This window comes from Halobacillus sp. AWH4_228 (assembly GCF_056158365.1).
Genome location: NZ_JBSWTE010000001.1, coordinates 129,434 through 146,481, shown reverse-complemented (window position 1 = coordinate 146,481; position 17,048 = coordinate 129,434). Strand labels below are relative to the sequence as shown.

Sequence of the window (17,048 nt, the reverse complement as noted above, 5' to 3'; positions counted from 1 at the left end):
GATGAATGTTTTGCTCATTGACTAAAAATGGAAGTTGTGCTAAGTTTAAGACCATCATTCCTTTTTATATGATTAATGGTTGTGAGGTTTGGTCATACTGTGTTTGAGGAGGTGAATACAAGTGCTTAAACGTATTGTACAGTTGTTTATTGTTATTACCGGCGGAACCATCGGTTACCTCTATTTCCCTGAACTGTTTACAACCATGGGGCTTACGTGGCAGACCTGGATTCAAGCTGTCATGGGAGCTGTAATAGGAGCACTTATTTTATTTTTATTAACATTCTGGATCGTAGATTATATTGTCGATTTCATTCGATGGGTGGAGGATTCTCTTGTCCGGGCCCCTGTCGCTGATTTACTGTTCGGAAGTTTAGGTTTAATTGTTGGACTGCTGATCGCGTATTTGATTAATGTGTTTGTCCAGGATATTCAAATTCAGGTCATCAACCAGGTCGTACCGATTGCTCTTACCGTTCTGCTTGGCTACCTCGGTTTTCAGGTCGGATTCAAACGTAAAGATGAATTCTTGAATCTTGTTTCCAAAAAGGATAAAAAAGCGGACGAGGACGCGGAAAGCTCTTCCGGTACAGCGGTGGATGAGTCGTTGATTCCAAAGCAGAAGATTCTTGATACCAGTGTCATTATTGATGGTAGAATCGCAGATATCTGTGAAACTCACTTTCTGGAAGGTACGATCGTGATTCCCCAGTTTGTTCTTGAAGAACTTCAGCACATTGCTGATTCCTCTGACGGACTGAAAAGAAACCGCGGACGCAGAGGTTTGGATATTCTGAACCGGCTGCAGAAGGATCTTCCTGTTAATGTGGAGATTTATGAAGGTGACTTTGAAGAGATTCAGGAAGTGGACAGCAAGCTTGTCAAACTCGCTAAAGTCACGGACGGTATTGTCGTGACCAACGACTTCAACTTAAATAAAGTCTGTGAGTTTCAAAATGTTCAAGTGCTGAACATCAATGATCTTGCAAATGCTGTGAAGCCTGTTGTGCTCCCTGGTGAGGAAATGACCATCCAGGTGATCAAAGACGGGAAAGAGCAGAATCAGGGTGTCGCTTATCTGGATGACGGAACAATGATTGTCGTTGAAGAAGGGAAGGACTTTATCGGTAAGACGATTGAAGTTGTGGTCACCAGTGTCCTTCAGACATCAGCGGGCCGCATGATTTTCGCAAAGCCTAAATCACTTGAAAAAGCCCTTTAAAAACGGTATAAACTAAATAGAGAAATACAAAAGTGATAACGCGTATGTTATCGCTTTTGTTCTTTTATGGGGAATTTCACAACACTATCCCGCTCAAGGTGGCTATTATGATAAAATACACAGCGATTGTGCTTGCGGCCGGACAAGGAAAGCGGATGGGTGCAGGTCACAATAAACAATTCATTAACATCAATGATAAACCTCTGATCCTTCATACTCTGTCTGTCTTTGAACAAGATGAGTGGTGTGGGGAAATCGTTCTCGTTACGAATGAACAGGAGCAGGACCAGATGGAGAGACTGCTTGAGCGATTTCCTTCAACCACACCCATCAAGGCTGTGAATGGGGGAGCAGAACGGCAGGACAGTGTACATGCCGGACTATCTGTCGTGCAGAGGAAAGACATCCCTGTACTGATCCATGACGGGGCGCGTCCTTTTGTCATGGAGGAAAGTCTTCATCAATTAGCAGAAACAGCTGTGGAAAAAGGAGCGGCGCTGCTGGCTGTTCCGGTCACGGATACGATTAAACAGAAAGAGGGAAGGACGCTTACAACCCTCGACCGTAACAAACTGTGGGCTGCCCAGACGCCGCAGGCTTTTCAGTATGATCTGATTACCGAAGCGCATGAAGAAGCGCAGGAACGTGGATACTATGGTACAGATGATGCATCGTTAGTGGAACAGTCTGGTAAAGAAGTGGCGGTCGTGCAGGGAAGTTATGACAATATTAAGCTGACAACTCCTGAGGACTTACATAAGGCAGAAGCCTATTTGAATAACCAAAAGGAAAAGGAGGCACATTCAATGTTTCGAATCGGACAAGGTTTTGATGTGCACCAGCTGACAGAAGGTCGTCCATGTATCATCGGGGGAATTGAAATCCCTTATGAAAAAGGACTCCTCGGACACTCGGATGCCGATGTTCTGCTTCATACCATCGCGGATGCTTGTCTTGGAGCGGTAGGAGAAGGAGATATCGGCAGGCATTTTCCGGATACCGATCCGGAGTTCAAGGATGCAGACTCCGGCCGTCTTCTCCAGCATGTATGGGAAATCATTAAGAAAAAAGGGTATACGCTTGGGAATATGGACTGTACTGTGATCGCCCAGGCACCGAAAATGGCCCCTTATATTGAACAAATCAGAGAAAACATTGCGGATCTGCTCCAGACCGAAAAAGATCTCATCAATGTCAAAGCCACAACAACAGAGAAGCTTGGTTTTGCCGGACGAAAAGAAGGAATTGCGGCCCAGGCGGTTGTTCTGTTGCAAAAGAATCCACAATCCTAAGCAAAAAATGATAAAATGAGTCAAGGATTATGACCGGTTACCGGAAAGGAGAACAATTATGACAAACGAAGTACGTGTGCGGTATGCACCAAGTCCAACGGGGTATCTTCATATCGGAAATGCCCGAACAGCTCTGTTCAATTACCTGTTTGCTAAAAATGCAGGGGGGAAAATGGTCGTTCGTATTGAGGATACGGATGAAAAGCGGAATGTCAAAGGCGGCGAGCAAAGCCAGCTGGATTATTTGAAATGGCTCGGGATTGAATGGGAAGAAAGTCCGAACCTTGGTGGGGAATACGGACCTTACCGTCAGATGGAACGCCTGGACATCTACAAGAAATATGTCGATGAACTGATGGAGCGCGGACTAGCCTACAAGTGCTACATGACGTCTGAAGAACTGGAAGCGGAACGTGAGGCGCAGATGGCCCGCGGGGAGGCACCTAAGTATTCCGGCGCACACAGCAGCCTGACAGAGGAACAAATGGCGGCATTTGAAGCCGAAGGCCGTGAGCCGAGTATCCGCCTGCGTGTGCCGGAGAACCATACGTATACGTTCAACGACATTGTACGCGGAGACATCACGTTTGAATCCGGCGACTTTGGAGACTGGGTCATCGTTAAGAAAAACGGTACACCGACGTACAACTTTGCTGTAGCCATCGATGATTATCTAATGAAAATCACTCACGTGCTGCGCGGAGAAGAGCACATTTCCAACACACCAAAGCAGATGATGGTTTATGAAGCATTCGGATGGGAAGCTCCGAAATTTGGTCATATGACGTTGATCCTGAACGAAGACCGTAAAAAGTTGAGCAAGCGTGATGAGCACATTCTTCAGTTCATTTCCCAATACAACGATCTGGGGTATATGCCTGAAGCGCTTTTCAACTTCATCACCCTGCTGGGCTGGTCCCCTGTAGGTGAAGAGGAGATCTTTACGAAGGATCAGCTGATCGATATTTTCGATGCTGAGCGCCTTTCCACGTCCCCGGCTGTATTTGATGCAGCCAAGCTGAAATGGATGAACAACCAGTATATTAAAGCGGCTGACCTTGATCACGTCGTTGAACTGGCTCTTCCTCACCTCGTGGAATCCGGCCGTGTATCGGAAGACATGAGTGATGAGGATCGCCAATGGGTGAAGGAACTCATCGGCCTTTATCAGGAGCAGTTGAACTACGGAGCGGAAATTGTCGAATTGACAGAGCTCTTCTTCAAGCAGGAAATTCAGTATGATGAAGCGGCTATGGAAGTGCTTCAGGGCGAGCAGGTGCCTGAGGTGCTTGAAACGTTCAAAAAGAACCTTCAGCAATTGGAAGAGTTCACACCGGCCAATATCAAGGCACAAATTAAAGCGGTGCAGAAGGAAACCGGCCATAAAGGGAAGAAACTCTTCATGCCGATCCGTGTCGCTACAACCGGTCAGACACACGGTCCGGAGCTTCCTAACGCGATTCATCTGCTTGGACTTGATACCGTTACGGTCCGACTGAACGATGTATTAAGCAAAGGACAAGCTTAAATCGTTCACAGGAAGGAAATAATATCATATAGTAGAGTTACCTATACGAAACGTTGATGAGGAGAAGTAAAGGAACCACTCTTCTGCAGAGAGAATCACCTTTGGCTGGAAGTGATTTGGAGAGAGTTCCTTGAAATGCACCTCGGAGTCTTCCGCTGAATATCAGTAGGCGGAAGCGGCTGCCTTCCGTTATCAAGGCTCGAGAGGGGAAAGGATTTCATGTTTCCCAAACAGAGTGGAACCACGTTCAAGCGTCTCTGTGCTTAAGGCACAGAGACGCTTTTTTTCTGCTTTGTGTTATTCAAAGGAGGGAGCAAGTATGGGGCTTTTTAAGATGTTCAAGGAAGATGTGGATGTGGTGTTTGATCAGGATCCTGCTGCTCGTTCTTACATTGAAGTCATTCTTACCTATTCCGGCCTCCACGCCATCTGGGGGCACCGGGTGGCCCATGCGTTTCACAAAAGGAAATTCTTTTTTCCTGCCCGGCTGATTTCCCAGTGGAGCCGCTTCTTAACCGGTATTGAAATTCATCCGGGAGCGAAGATCGGCCGCCGTTTTTTCATTGACCACGGCATGGGAGTCGTTATCGGGGAAACGTGCGAAATCGGTGATAACGTGACGATATTCCAAGGCGTGACCCTCGGAGGGACTGGGAAGGAGAAAGGGAAGCGGCACCCAACGCTGCTCGATAACTCCCTTGTTGCTACAGGAGCGAAGGTTCTTGGATCCATCACTATAGGAGAGAATTCCAAGGTAGGGGCTGGGTCTGTCGTGTTGAAAGATGTCCCTGATAATTCCACAGTCGTCGGAATCCCTGGTCATGTCGTTATCCAGAACGGCAGGAAAGTCCAGAAAAACCTCGACCACCATAAACTGCCGGATCCTGTTTATGACCGGCTGAACAATCTGGAAAAAGAACTACAGCAGCTGCGTGATCAGCTGAAAGCGAAAGAAGGAGTGAAGACTAATGGCGATTAATGTATACAACACTTTAACGCGTAAGAAAGAACCATTTACACCCATTGAAGAAGACAAGGTAAAAATGTATGTGTGCGGACCCACCGTGTACAACTACATTCATATCGGAAACGCGCGCCCGGCCATCGTCTTCGATACGGTCCGCCGTTATTTTGAATACCGAGGCTACGATGTGCACTATGTGCTCAACTTTACTGATGTGGATGACAAATTGATTAAAGCGGCCAACGAAATGGGCGAAGGTGTGACAGAAATCGCCAACCGGTTTATCGATGCCTATAAGGAAGATGTCGGTGCCCTTGGAGTTAAAGAAGCCGTCGATCATCCCCGGGTAACAGAAAACATGGAAGAAATCATCAGTTTCATTCAAGGACTTGTTGATAAAGGATACGCCTATGAAGCAGGCGGAGATGTTTATTTCCGCACCCGCTCCTTTGACAACTACGGAAAGCTTTCTCATCAATCCGTCGATGAGCTTCGTTCCGGATCGCGTATTGAGGTTGGAGATAAGAAAGAAGATCCGCTTGATTTCACCCTTTGGAAAAATGCGAAGCCGGGGGAAATTACATGGGATAGTCCCTGGGGCACCGGACGTCCGGGCTGGCATATTGAATGCTCGGCTATGGCGAAAAAGTATCTTGGAGATACGATTGATATTCATGCAGGCGGACAGGACCTTACCTTCCCCCACCATGAAAACGAAATAGCACAGTCAGAAGCCCATAACGGAGAATCCTTTGCTCGTTACTGGATGCATAATGGGTATATTAATATCGACAACGAAAAAATGTCGAAATCCCTCGGAAACTTTATTCTTGCTCATGATCTTGTGAAAAAGCATGATCCAAAAGTCATCCGCTTCTTCATGCTGAGTGTCCAGTACCGTCATCCGATCAATTTCAGTGATGAATTATTGAAGGGCGCAAAGAGCAGCTTTGAACGAATTCAGAATGCTTATGAAAACCTTCGTCACCGTAAAGAAACGTCGGTGAGCCTGCAGGCCGACCGTGACGAGTGGATGGAGAAAGTACAGGGATTCAAGGATCAGTTCATTAAAGAAATGGATGATGACTTCAATACAGCGAATGCAATTTCTGTCATTTTCGACCTGACCAAGGCCGCCAACCTTTACCTTCAGGAAAGTCAGACACATGTCGATGTGCTTGATGCATTCGAACAGACGCTGGAAGAATTGCTGCGTGTGCTTGGTATTCAAATTGGAGAAGAAACAGACCTTCTTGATGAAGAAATCGATGCTTTAATCGAAGAGCGTAAACAGGCAAGGAAAGACCGGAATTTCGAGCGTGCCGACCAAATCCGTGATGAGTTGAAAGACCGTCATATTATCCTGGAGGATACATCACAGGGAACGCGCTGGAAGCGGGGCTGAAGACCATGAAGGATGTTAAACAGATGAAGAGCCTCGCCCTCGCCTACATGGGGGATTCCGTGTATGAACTGTATGTCAGGCATCACCTTTTGGAAAAAGGAGAAGTGAAACCACAGCAGCTACATCAGGCGGCGGTCCAGTTCGTATCAGCTGGATCGCAGGCCGCTGTTGTCCAAGCCTGGCAGGCGGACGGACTTTTGACGGAGGAAGAAGAAGGGGTGCTGCGCCGGGGGCGCAATGCCAAATCCGGCTCCGTACCGAAAAGCACGAATGTCCAGACCTATCGTTATTCCACAGCTTTTGAAGCTGTACTTGGCTTTTTGTATTTGTCCGGTCGTACTGAAAGACTGGAAACTCTGATCGACTATTCCATTAAGCACGTAGAAGAAAGGAGCGAGCATTCATGACAAACGGAGAATGGATCATAGGAAAAAATCCGGTGCAGGAAGCGCTGAGAGCCGGACGATCCATCAACAAGGTGATGGTATCCGATCAGCTCCAGTACCAGGCGTTTAAAAAGCTGGAGCTACTGGCTAAAGAACAGGGCGTCAACGTTCAGAAGGTACCGAAAAAGAAAATCGACCAGCTTGTGGACGGAAACCACCAGGGGGTGGCTGCTTCTGTAGCCGCCTACGAATATGCAGACCTTGAAGATCTTTTTGCTAAAGCGGAGGAAAAAGGGGAGGCGCCGTTTTTCATCATCTGTGATGAGATTGAAGACCCTCATAATCTGGGATCGATTCTGCGGACAGCAGACGCAGCAGGAGCTCACGGAGTGATCATTCCGAAAAGGCGGTCCGTTGCTCTTACGGCGACTGTTGCGAAAACGTCAACAGGAGCGATTGAATACATTCCTGTGGCCCGTGTAACGAACCTTGCCCGTACCATTGATGAATTAAAGGAACGGTTCGTCTGGGTTGTCGGCACAGATGCAGAGGGTACGGAGGATTACAGACAGCTGGATGGCGGTATGCCGATTGCCCTTGTCATCGGAAGTGAGGGCCGGGGGATGAGTCGTCTCACCAAAGACAAGTGTGACTGGACCGTCAGTCTGCCGATGGCTGGCAGAGTAACCTCCCTGAACGCTTCTGTTGCCGCATCCCTCCTTATGTATGAAGTCCATCGCAAACGGCATCCGCTGGGTGAGTAACAGATGGTTGTACTAATTGTTGATGGCTATAACATGATCGGAGCCTGGCCGGAACTCGTGAAATTAAGGGATAAGGATCTCGGACAGGCCCGGGATCTATTAATTGAGATGATGGCTGAGTACCAATCCTATACAGGTGACCGGATCATCATTGTATTTGACGCCTATCATGTGCGCGGCCTCGAAAAAAAACAAAAAAATTACAAAGTGGAAGTCATCTTTACAAAAGAAAACGAAACTGCTGATGAGCGTATTGAAAAATTAGCCGGTGATTTGAATGATGTCCGCACACAGGTCTATGTGGCGACATCGGATTATGCCGAGCAGCGGACGATCTTCGGGCAGGGAGCTTTCCGGAAGTCGGCCCGGGAACTTTATATTGAAATGAGAAATATAGAAAACCAGATTGAGAAAGATGTAGAAAATCATAATCTATACCCGTACCAGTCCAAGATTCCCATCGACAAAGAGATGCGGGAAATCTTTGAGAAATGGCGGCGAGGAGATAAATAATTCTGACAACTTGTTGACGCTTTTCAAGCGCTTACTGTATAATATTGCTATATTTAGGTAGCACGGTCGGAGGGATCCTGTGTGAGCATCTTACAAACGGAGAAAAGCAGCAGTGAGTTGGATCTTAGCAAGCTTGATGATGAAGCGATCGTTGAAAGGATCAATCAAGGACAGGTCCAGGCGCTTGACTATTTGATCAATAAGTACAAAAATTTTGTTCGCGCAAAGGCTCGAACCTACTTTCTTATTGGAGCAGACAGGGAAGATATTGTTCAGGAAGGTATGATAGGCCTTTACAAAGCGATCCGCGATTATCGTGAAGGCAGACTCTCGTCTTTTAAAGCATTTGCAGAACTGTGCGTCACCCGTCAGATTATCACCGCCATTAAAACCGCCACCAGACAGAAGCATATCCCTTTAAACTCCTACGTTTCTTTGGACAAGCCGATTTACGACGAAGAGTCAGACCGGACTCTGCTTGATGTTATCGCCGGTTCCAAAGCCATTGACCCTCAGGAATTAATTGTGAATAAAGAAAAATTCGCCGATATGGAAGAGAAGATGTCCGAGCTGCTGAGCGATCTGGAAAGAAAGGTTCTCACGCTGTACTTGGATGGACGTTCCTATCAGGAAATTTCAATAGAGCTCGACAGACACGTGAAGTCTATTGATAATGCACTGCAGCGGGTGAAGAGAAAGCTTGAAAAGTATTTGGAAGTGAGTGAAATCACCCTCTGAACGCTGCATTGACACGGTAACCTTTGAATGCTACATTAAATGAGTATGTGTAAACCTCTTAAAAGAGAGGCGACGGAAATGCGGAAAAAAGTGATATTAGCTTGTACAGAATGTCTCAATCGAAATTATAGTTCATATACAAATCGTTCCAACCAATCTGAACGTCTCGAGGTACGGAAGTTCTGCAAAAACTGCGGGAAACATACGTTGCACCAGGAGACAAAGTAGAGAAGCAGCCGGATGGCGCAAGTTTGGGGGTATTGCAGCATGTTTAAGTTCTTCAAGAATGTAGCTCGGGAGATGAAGAAGGTAAGCTGGCCGAAGGGTCAGGAACTGACACGTTACACCATCACCGTTCTCGGAACGGTCGCTTTCGTAGCTGTGTTCTTTGCTATTGTAGATCTTGGGATTTCCCAAGTGCTTGAACTCATTGCTCAAGAATAGTAGAGTGGATTTTATGCTATAATAGGAGATAGACTTACAAAAAACCCGTTCCGCGGGTTTTTTCATGTTGGAGAAATTTTCATCACTCTAATACAAGGGAGGGAAGGGCAAGCACTTGTCCTGTGATTATGGAAAAAAGATGGTATGTAGTGCACACGTACTCAGGTTATGAGAATAAGGTTAAGACAAACCTTGAAAAGCGCGTGGAATCAATGGGTATGGAAGATAAGATTTTCCGTGTCCTTGTCCCGGAGGACGAAGAAGCTGAGATTAAAAACGGCAAAAAGAAAATCGCAAAGAAAAAGGTCTTCCCAGGCTATGTTCTTGCGGAAATGGTGATGACGGATGATTCCTGGTATGTTGTTCGTAATACGCCGGGGGTGACCGGCTTCGTCGGTTCCACAGGTTCAGGGTCCAAGCCGATTCCTCTACTCCCTGAAGAAGTAGAAACGGTGCTTAAGCGGATGGGCATGAATGAAGAGCCGAAGGCAGAGGTTGACTTTGAGGTGAAGGAAAGTGTTACAGTAACAGATGGGCCTTTTGCCAACTTCACAGGTACGATCGAATACATTGACACGGATAAACAGAAAGTCAAAGTCCACGTGAATATGTTCGGACGTGAAACACCAGTCGAGTTGGACTTTACTCAAATCGAAAAATTATAAAATTCATCTCTCCCCTTGCATATTAGAGTTAAAGATGCTAGAATTTTTATGTTCTATATGCGCCCTGTAAAATACAGGTTTCTGCATATTGCAATGGAGTGGGAGGGTGAATCCCTATTACCACATCACGGACTTTAAGGAGGTGTGTCTCGTGGCTAAAAAAGTAATTAACGTAGTTAAGCTTCAAATCCCTGCGGGTAAAGCAAACCCAGCGCCGCCAGTAGGACCGGCACTAGGTCAAGCAGGTATCAATATCATGGGTTTCTGTAAAGAGTTTAACGCTCGTACACAGGAACAGGCGGGTACGATTATTCCGGTTGAAATTACGGTATATGAGGACCGTTCATTTACATTCGTTACTAAAACTCCACCTGCTGCTGTTCTTCTTAAGAAAGCGGCTGGTATCGAATCAGGTTCCGGTGAGCCAAACCGTAACAAAGTTGCTTCTGTTAAACGTGACCAAGTTCGCGAAATCGCAGAAACAAAAATGCCTGATTTAAATGCGGCTGACGTTGAAGCTGCTATGCGCATGGTTGAAGGTACAGCGCGCAGCATGGGAATCACAATCGAAGACTAATCCCACAGCGTCACATGGAGATAGGAGAAGGTTGCGGAAATGGAGCTTGTGACTCTTTCGCAACCTTTATTCGTGGGAGGAAAATCCGTTAAAACCACAAGAGGAGGAAATTGAAATGGCTAAAAAAACGAAAAAGCAGCAAGAACTTCAAAAACTTGTTGACCGTACAAAAGCTTACGATGTACAAGAAGCGATCAAGCTTGTAAAAGAAACTTCAAAAGCTAACTTTGATGAAACTGTTGAAGCAGCTTTCCGTCTGGGTGTAGACCCTAAAAAAGCGGATCAGCAGATCCGTGGCGCGATGGTGCTTCCACACGGTACAGGTAAATCCCAGCGTGTGCTTGTTTTCGCTAAAGGTGATAAAGCGAAAGAAGCAGAAGCAGCTGGTGCAGACTACGTAGGAGAGCAGGACCTGATCAACCAAATCAACCAAGGCTGGTTCGATTTTGATGTAGTTGTTGCAACTCCAGACATGATGGCTGAAGTTGGTAAACTTGGTCGTGTACTTGGACCAAAAGGTCTTATGCCAAACCCTAAAACCGGCACGGTAACGTTCGAAGTTGAAAAAGCTGTCAATGAAATCAAGGCTGGTAAAGTTGAATACCGCGTTGATAAAGCAGCAAACATCCACGTCCCGATCGGTAAATCTTCTTTCGATGAAGAGAAACTTGCTGAAAACTTCGCAGCGATTACAGATGCGTTGGTTAAAGCGAAGCCGCAGGCTGCTAAGGGAACTTACATGCGTAACGCTGCTGTTTCATCTACTATGGGTCCTGGAATCAAAGTAGACGTTTCTGCTTACACGAAGTAATAAAAAGTGTTGACTTTCCGCTATTAGTGTTATATACTAAGTAGCGTTGTATAAAAAGAATACGTTATACCGTAGACAGCAGGGGCGGTTTTCCGCTTAAAGTCCTGCCGAGGTGTGTGATATATCATAGAGCAGCGCCATCTGCCCTGCTCTATGAAAAACACCTCCATGTCTATGTGGAGGTGTTTTTCTTTATTAAGAAAACCTTCGAACGGTATGATGAAAAGTCAATAGGAGGTGGAACGATGAGCGGTATTATCGAACAGAAGAAACAGATTGTATCTGATCTAGCTGAAAAGTTCCGCAACAGTAAATCTGCTGTATTAGTAGATTACCGCGGTCTTGATGTAGCTGAAGTCACTGAACTTCGTAATCAGCTTCGTGAAGCCGGCGTAGAATACAAAGTGCATAAAAACACGATGATTCGCCGTGCGGCTGCAGAAGTTGAACTATCTGACCTTGATGAAGTGTTACAAGGACCAACAGCGATAGCTTTCCACACAGATGATGCGGTAGCTCCTGCTAAAATCTTGAACAACTTCGCTAAAGATCATGAAGATCTTGAAATCAAGGGTGGCGTAGTTGAAGGTCAGGTTGCAACTCTTGAGCAAATCCAAGAGCTTGCCAACCTTCCGAACTACGAGGGTCTTGTATCTATGTTCCTAAGCGTACTACAAGCTCCAATCCGCAACTTCGCTTATGCTACACAAGCAATCGCGGATCAAAAAGAAGAAGAAAGTGCGTAAGTTAGCATTCGTTTAAAATAAACCAACAAAACTAAGGAGGAAATTTCTCATGTCTAACGAACAAATTATCGAAGCGATTAAAGAAATGTCTGTTCTTGAGCTTAACGACCTAGTTAAAGCAATTGAAGAAGAATTTGGTGTATCTGCTGCAGCTCCAGTTGCTGCTGGTGCTCCTGCCGGTGGTGCAGAAGCTGCTGAAGAGCAAACTGAATTTGATGTAGTACTAGAATCTGCCGGTTCTTCTAAGATCAAAGTGGTTAAAGCTGTACGCGAAATCACTGGTGCTGGTCTTAAAGACGCTAAAGAAATGGTTGATGGTGCTCCAAGCGCAATCAAAGAAGGCATTTCTAAAGAAGAAGCTGAAGAGATCAAATCTCAGCTTGAAGAAGCAGGCGCTACTGTCGAACTTAAGTAAGGAAAACCTTGGAGAAAAGCTCGCTGATATATCGGCGGGCTTTCTTTTTCTTAATAGACATTTTATTCTCTAAAATTCAGACAATGGAGAAGGTGTTCGGATATGTCGGAGCATTATTATTCAAAAAAGACATCAACGGCTAGTGAAGAGAAAACATGGTCCTTTGAATTGAAGGGGTTTCCATTTTCTTTCACAACAGATCATGCCGTCTTTTCCAAAAATGAAGTGGATTACGGCTCAAGGGTCTTGATTGATGCCTTTCAACTCCCTGAAGTGGAAGGGGAAATCCTTGATCTTGGATGTGGGTATGGCCCTATCGGGTTGTCTCTGGCTAAAGCTTTCAGTGACCGCCGTTTTGTGATGGTGGATGTAAACGAACGGGCCCTCCATCTGGCGGGAAAGAATGCGGCTGCCAATCACATTCATAATGTAACCATTCTGGAGAGTGACCGCCTTCAGGGTGTCCGGGGCAGGAAGTTTGCTGCTATTTTAACCAATCCACCGATTCGTGCCGGTAAGTCTGTTGTGCATGCGATGTTTGAAGAAGCATCGGAAGCGCTGCTGCCAGGCGGGGAGTTGTGGGTTGTGATTCAGAAAAAGCAGGGGGCGCCATCTGCTAAGCAGAAACTCGATGAATGGTTCGGTTCATCTGAAGTCGTTTTGAAAAAGAAAGGTTACTACATTCTCAAAGCAAAAAAGATTGACTAGCAAACCCACTTGTGCTAGTATTGAAAAATGCCAATATATCTGATATCTGTCAAGTCTTTTTTACAAAATAGTATAAAAAACTTGCGGACTGGTCAGAATGGTAAAATCGAACGCTGCAAGTAAATGAGGTTTTTAATGTATGAAAAGCCTTTTTCTTTTTTGTCTAACGTTAGAGAGAAATGAAGAATCACCATCTGCAATTGCCGCAGATGTTTAAATATGCTTGTGGCAAGATCAACCGCAAGCCTGTTCGGCATGTCTTGCCGGACCCTTTTTTCGTTATTAAAATGCTTGATTTGAGGGGTGAATCAGTTGACAGGTCAACTAGTTCAGTATGGACGACACCGCCAGCGCAGAAGTTATGCACGTATCAGTGAGGTATTGGAATTACCAAACCTGATTGAAATCCAAACCGCTTCTTACGATTGGTTCTTAAAAGAAGGTTTGAAGGAAATGTTCCAGGACATTTCCCCGATTGAAGATTTCACAGGTAATCTATCGCTTGAATTCGTAGACTACAGCCTTGGCGAACCAAAGTATCCAGTCGATGAGTCAAAGGATCGCGATGTAACATATAACGCACCGCTTCGAGTGAAAGTACGCCTTCTAAACAACGAGACAGGTGAAGTAAAAGAGCAGGAAGTTTTCATGGGTGACTTCCCATTGATGACAGACACAGGTACCTTCGTAATCAACGGTGCTGAGCGTGTCATTGTATCTCAGCTCGTCCGCTCTCCAAGCGTGTACTTTAACAAGAAAATAGATAAAAACGGTAAACGCGGCTATACGGCAACCGTCATTCCAAACCGCGGAGCGTGGCTGGAATTTGAAACAGATGCCAAAGATGTCGTACACGTACGTATTGACCGTACGCGTAAGCTGCCGATTACAGTTCTGCTGCGTGCTTTAGGATTCGGAACCGACCAGGAGATCATTGATCTTATCGGCGACAACGAATACTTGAAAAACACGCTTGAGAAAGATAATACGGAGACTACAGAGAAAGCGCTGCTTGAAATCTACGAGCGTCTACGCCCTGGTGAGCCGCCTACAGTAGAAAATGCGAAAAGCTTGTTGGTTTCCCGTTTCTTCGATCCAAAACGCTACGACCTAGCGCGCGTTGGACGATATAAAATGAACAAAAAGCTTCATATTAAGGACCGTTTGTTCAATCAGACACTGGCGGAAACGCTGGTCGATGAGGAAACAGGCGAAGTCATCGCTGAAAAAGGCGATAAGATTGACCGCCGTCTCCTGAATAAACTGATCCCTTACTTCGATGATCAGGAAGGTACATTGAGTGAAGAAACACTTGAACCCGTTGAAGGCGTTCTTGAAGATCCGATCCAAGTACAGTCTGTGAAAATCGTTGATCCAACTGACCCGGAAGGGGAGCGTTCCATCAACGTTATCGGCAATGCCAACATTGACCGTGATGTGAAGAACATTACTCCTGCTGATATTCTTTCTTCTATCAGTTACTTCTTCAACCTGCTGCATGATGTAGGCGGTACAGACGATATTGACCACCTTGGTAACCGTCGTCTGCGTTCTGTAGGTGAACTTCTTCAGAACCAGTTCCGTATTGGTCTTTCCCGTATGGAGCGTGTCGTTCGTGAGCGTATGTCCATCCAGGATACATCGTCCATCACGCCACAGCAGTTGATTAACATCCGGCCGGTGATTGCGTCCATTAAAGAGTTCTTCGGAAGCTCGCAGCTTTCACAGTTCATGGACCAGACCAACCCGCTTGCGGAATTGACGCACAAACGCCGTCTATCCGCTCTTGGACCAGGTGGTTTAACTCGTGAACGCGCAGGATTTGAAGTTCGTGACGTACACTATTCCCACTACGGGCGTATGTGTCCGATCGAAACACCGGAAGGTCCAAACATTGGACTGATCAACTCCCTTTCTTCCTATGCGAAAGTGAATGAGTTCGGATTTATTGAAACGCCATACCGTCGTGTCGACCCGGATACAAACAAAGTAACGGCTCAAATCGACTACCTGACTGCCGATGAGGAAGATAACTACGTGGTCGCCCAGGCGAACGCGAAGCTTGATGATGACGGTGGATTCACAGATGAAGAAGTTATCGCACGTTTCCGCGGGGAAAACACGGTCGTAGCCCGTGACCGCCTTGACTACATGGACGTATCTCCGAAGCAGGTAGTATCTGCTGCGACAGCTTGTATCCCATTCCTTGAGAATGATGACTCCAACCGTTCCCTTATGGGTGCGAACATGCAGCGTCAAGCAGTACCATTGCTGAAGCCGGATGCGCCTCTTGTGGGTACTGGTATGGAATATGTGTCTGGTAAAGACTCCGGTGCTGCCGTTATTTGTAAGCACGAAGGAATTGTTGAGCGCGTGGAAGCGAAAGAAGTCCGCGTCCGCCGTATTTCTGAAGTAGATGGCAAAGAGGTTGAGGGAGATCTTGACCGTTACCGTCTTCAGAAATTCATCCGTTCCAACCAGGGAAGCTGTTATAACCAGCGTCCAATCGTTTCTAAAGGTGACCGTGTTACAAAAGGGGAAATCCTAGCTGATGGTCCATCCATGGATATGGGTGAACTGGCTCTTGGACAGAACCCGCTTGTGGCCTTCATGACATGGGATGGTTACAACTACGAGGATGCGATCATTATGAGTGAGCGCCTTGTTAAAGACGATGTATACACTTCCATCCACATTGAAGAATATGAATCAGAAGCCCGTGATACGAAGCTTGGACCTGAAGAGATCACTCGTGATATTCCTAACGTCGGTGAAGATGCTCTTCGTGACCTGGATGACCGTGGAATTATCCGCGTCGGAGCAGAAGTCAGTGACGGAGATCTGCTTGTCGGTAAAGTTACACCTAAAGGGGTAACAGAACTGTCTGCAGAAGAACGCCTTCTTCACGCTATCTTCGGTGAAAAGGCTCGTGAAGTCCGCGATACGTCTCTTCGTGTTCCTCACGGTGCCGGTGGTATCGTTCTTGATGTGAAAATCTTTAACCGTGAAGACGGAGATGAGCTTCCACCAGGAGTGAACCAGCTGATCCGTGCTTATATCGTTCAGAAGCGTAAGATTTCTGAAGGGGATAAGATGGCTGGACGTCACGGTAACAAAGGTGTTATTTCCAAGATTCTTCCGGAAGAGGACATGCCGTTCCTTCCAGATGGAACACCGGTTGATATCATGTTGAACCCACTTGGTGTACCATCTCGTATGAACATCGGTCAGGTGCTGGAGCTGCACATGGGTATGGCCGCCCGTTTGATGGGTGAAAGAATTGCCACCCCGGTCTTTGATGGTGCCCGCGAGGAAGATGTTTGGGAAACATTACAGGAAGCAGGCATGGCTCGTGATGCGAAAACGATCCTGTATGATGGACGTACCGGGGATCCGTTTGATAACCGTGTATCTGTCGGTGTCATGTACATGATCAAACTGGCACACATGGTTGATGATAAACTCCACGCCCGTTCAACTGGACCTTACTCTCTCGTTACCCAGCAGCCACTTGGTGGTAAAGCCCAATTCGGTGGTCAGCGTTTCGGTGAGATGGAGGTATGGGCCCTTGAAGCATATGGTGCTGCCTATACCCTGCAGGAAATCCTGACGGTTAAATCCGATGATGTTGTTGGCCGTGTGAAAACATACGAAGCCATCGTCAAAGGTGACAACGTACCGGAACCTGGTGTGCCGGAATCCTTCAAGGTTCTTATCAAGGAACTTCAAAGTCTTGGTATGGATGTGAAGATTCTCTCCGGTGATGAGGAAGAGATTGAGATGCGGGATATTGAGGAAGAGCAAACCAAAGAATCCGAGAATTTGAACTTAGACGATTAAGTTAGAAACACTGCTGTCGCTCGTGTTCTA

18 protein-coding genes and 2 other annotated features are annotated in these 17,048 nt (G+C 46.3%); all 18 genes read left to right on the top strand.

The window, feature by feature from the left end:
- The first annotated feature begins 121 nt into the window (after positions 1–121).
- The 18 genes from ACXADP_RS00830 to rpoB all read left to right on the top strand — a co-directional run bounded on the left by ACXADP_RS00830 (position 122) and on the right by rpoB (position 17,018).
- Positions 122–1,222 carry a PIN/TRAM domain-containing protein gene (locus ACXADP_RS00830; protein ID WP_474970227.1) on the top strand — a complete coding sequence of 367 codons (1,101 nt, stop codon included), beginning with the start codon at positions 122–124 and terminating at the stop codon, positions 1,220–1,222.
- A 44-nt stretch (positions 1,223–1,266) separates the two neighbouring features.
- Complete coding sequence (locus ACXADP_RS00825) at positions 1,267–2,514, top strand: bifunctional 2-C-methyl-D-erythritol 4-phosphate cytidylyltransferase/2-C-methyl-D-erythritol 2,4-cyclodiphosphate synthase (protein WP_474970606.1); 1,248 nt, start codon at positions 1,267–1,269, stop codon at positions 2,512–2,514.
- 58 nt (positions 2,515–2,572) lie between these two features.
- Positions 2,573–4,042 carry a glutamate--tRNA ligase gene (gltX, locus tag ACXADP_RS00820; RefSeq protein ID WP_474970605.1) on the top strand — a complete coding sequence of 490 codons (1,470 nt, stop codon included), beginning with the start codon at positions 2,573–2,575 and terminating at the stop codon, positions 4,040–4,042.
- Positions 4,043–4,086: 44 nt separating this feature from the next.
- Positions 4,087–4,304: a binding site (T-box leader), on the top strand.
- 57 nt (positions 4,305–4,361) lie between these two features.
- Entirely contained in the window at positions 4,362–5,021 is a 660-nt protein-coding gene (cysE, locus tag ACXADP_RS00815; RefSeq protein WP_474970230.1) for a serine O-acetyltransferase, read from the top strand.
- Positions 5,011–6,411 carry a cysteine--tRNA ligase gene (gene cysS, locus ACXADP_RS00810; RefSeq protein WP_474970231.1) on the top strand — a complete coding sequence of 467 codons (1,401 nt, stop codon included), beginning with the start codon at positions 5,011–5,013 and terminating at the stop codon, positions 6,409–6,411. Before cysE ends, cysS begins: the two co-directional genes overlap by 11 nt.
- 5 nt (positions 6,412–6,416) lie before the next feature.
- The gene (locus ACXADP_RS00805) at positions 6,417–6,818 is read left to right on the top strand and encodes a Mini-ribonuclease 3 (RefSeq protein ID WP_474970232.1); all 402 of its coding nucleotides are present in this window, start codon (positions 6,417–6,419) and stop codon (positions 6,816–6,818) included.
- Complete coding sequence (gene rlmB, locus ACXADP_RS00800) at positions 6,815–7,561, top strand: 23S rRNA (guanosine(2251)-2'-O)-methyltransferase RlmB (protein ID WP_474970233.1); 747 nt, start codon at positions 6,815–6,817, stop codon at positions 7,559–7,561. Before ACXADP_RS00805 ends, rlmB begins: the two co-directional genes overlap by 4 nt.
- 3 nt (positions 7,562–7,564) lie before the next feature.
- A complete protein-coding gene (locus ACXADP_RS00795) occupies positions 7,565–8,074 on the top strand; it encodes an NYN domain-containing protein (protein WP_474970234.1) in 510 nt (169 codons plus the stop codon).
- A gap of 81 nt (positions 8,075–8,155) precedes the next feature.
- Complete coding sequence (sigH, locus tag ACXADP_RS00790) at positions 8,156–8,812, top strand: RNA polymerase sporulation sigma factor SigH (RefSeq protein ID WP_027953439.1); 657 nt, start codon at positions 8,156–8,158, stop codon at positions 8,810–8,812.
- A gap of 78 nt (positions 8,813–8,890) precedes the next feature.
- Positions 8,891–9,040, top strand: a complete 150-nt coding sequence (rpmG, locus tag ACXADP_RS00785; RefSeq protein WP_084162932.1) for a 50S ribosomal protein L33 — start codon at positions 8,891–8,893, stop codon at positions 9,038–9,040.
- 39 nt (positions 9,041–9,079) lie between these two features.
- On the top strand, positions 9,080–9,256 hold the full coding sequence (gene secE, locus ACXADP_RS00780; RefSeq protein ID WP_027953438.1) for a preprotein translocase subunit SecE: 177 nt from the start codon (positions 9,080–9,082) through the stop codon (positions 9,254–9,256).
- Between the two features lie 128 nt (positions 9,257–9,384).
- A complete protein-coding gene (nusG, locus tag ACXADP_RS00775; protein ID WP_027953437.1) occupies positions 9,385–9,921 on the top strand; it encodes a transcription termination/antitermination protein NusG in 537 nt (178 codons plus the stop codon).
- Between the two features lie 151 nt (positions 9,922–10,072).
- On the top strand, positions 10,073–10,498 hold the full coding sequence (rplK, locus tag ACXADP_RS00770; RefSeq protein ID WP_027953436.1) for a 50S ribosomal protein L11: 426 nt from the start codon (positions 10,073–10,075) through the stop codon (positions 10,496–10,498).
- 115 nt (positions 10,499–10,613) lie between these two features.
- Positions 10,614–11,309 (top strand): 50S ribosomal protein L1, encoded by a 696-nt coding sequence (rplA, locus tag ACXADP_RS00765; RefSeq protein ID WP_027953435.1) that lies wholly within the window; start codon positions 10,614–10,616, stop codon positions 11,307–11,309.
- Between the two features lie 51 nt (positions 11,310–11,360).
- Positions 11,361–11,509: a sequence feature (ribosomal protein L10 leader region), on the top strand.
- Positions 11,510–11,554: 45 nt separating this feature from the next.
- Positions 11,555–12,055, top strand: a complete 501-nt coding sequence (rplJ, locus tag ACXADP_RS00760; RefSeq protein ID WP_474970466.1) for a 50S ribosomal protein L10 — start codon at positions 11,555–11,557, stop codon at positions 12,053–12,055.
- Positions 12,056–12,104: 49 nt separating this feature from the next.
- Complete coding sequence (gene rplL, locus ACXADP_RS00755) at positions 12,105–12,470, top strand: 50S ribosomal protein L7/L12 (RefSeq protein WP_474970235.1); 366 nt, start codon at positions 12,105–12,107, stop codon at positions 12,468–12,470.
- Between the two features lie 102 nt (positions 12,471–12,572).
- Positions 12,573–13,178, top strand: coding sequence for a class I SAM-dependent methyltransferase (locus ACXADP_RS00750; protein ID WP_474970236.1), 606 nt, complete (start codon positions 12,573–12,575; stop codon positions 13,176–13,178).
- Positions 13,179–13,490: 312 nt separating this feature from the next.
- Positions 13,491–17,018 (top strand): DNA-directed RNA polymerase subunit beta, encoded by a 3,528-nt coding sequence (rpoB, locus tag ACXADP_RS00745; protein WP_474970237.1) that lies wholly within the window; start codon positions 13,491–13,493, stop codon positions 17,016–17,018.
- Positions 17,019–17,048 lie beyond the last annotated feature (30 nt).

What these genes read in the sequence shown, in the direction of transcription:
- ACXADP_RS00825 (WP_474970606.1), top strand. Translation starts at nt 1,267, where the DNA reads ATGTTATCGCTTTTGTTCTTTTATGGGGAATTTCACAACACTATCCCG.
- gltX (WP_474970605.1), top strand. Translation starts at nt 2,573, where the DNA reads ATGACAAACGAAGTACGTGTGCGGTATGCACCAAGTCCAACGGGGTAT.
- cysE (WP_474970230.1), top strand. Translation starts at nt 4,362, where the DNA reads ATGGGGCTTTTTAAGATGTTCAAGGAAGATGTGGATGTGGTGTTTGAT.
- cysS (WP_474970231.1), top strand. Translation starts at nt 5,011, where the DNA reads ATGGCGATTAATGTATACAACACTTTAACGCGTAAGAAAGAACCATTT.
- ACXADP_RS00805 (WP_474970232.1), top strand. Translation starts at nt 6,417, where the DNA reads ATGAAGGATGTTAAACAGATGAAGAGCCTCGCCCTCGCCTACATGGGG.
- rlmB (WP_474970233.1), top strand. Translation starts at nt 6,815, where the DNA reads ATGACAAACGGAGAATGGATCATAGGAAAAAATCCGGTGCAGGAAGCG.
- ACXADP_RS00795 (WP_474970234.1), top strand. Translation starts at nt 7,565, where the DNA reads ATGGTTGTACTAATTGTTGATGGCTATAACATGATCGGAGCCTGGCCG.
- rpmG (WP_084162932.1), top strand. Translation starts at nt 8,891, where the DNA reads ATGCGGAAAAAAGTGATATTAGCTTGTACAGAATGTCTCAATCGAAAT.
- secE (WP_027953438.1), top strand. Translation starts at nt 9,080, where the DNA reads ATGTTTAAGTTCTTCAAGAATGTAGCTCGGGAGATGAAGAAGGTAAGC.
- nusG (WP_027953437.1), top strand. Translation starts at nt 9,385, where the DNA reads ATGGAAAAAAGATGGTATGTAGTGCACACGTACTCAGGTTATGAGAAT.
- rplA (WP_027953435.1), top strand. Translation starts at nt 10,614, where the DNA reads ATGGCTAAAAAAACGAAAAAGCAGCAAGAACTTCAAAAACTTGTTGAC.
- rplJ (WP_474970466.1), top strand. Translation starts at nt 11,555, where the DNA reads ATGAGCGGTATTATCGAACAGAAGAAACAGATTGTATCTGATCTAGCT.
- rplL (WP_474970235.1), top strand. Translation starts at nt 12,105, where the DNA reads ATGTCTAACGAACAAATTATCGAAGCGATTAAAGAAATGTCTGTTCTT.
- ACXADP_RS00750 (WP_474970236.1), top strand. Translation starts at nt 12,573, where the DNA reads ATGTCGGAGCATTATTATTCAAAAAAGACATCAACGGCTAGTGAAGAG.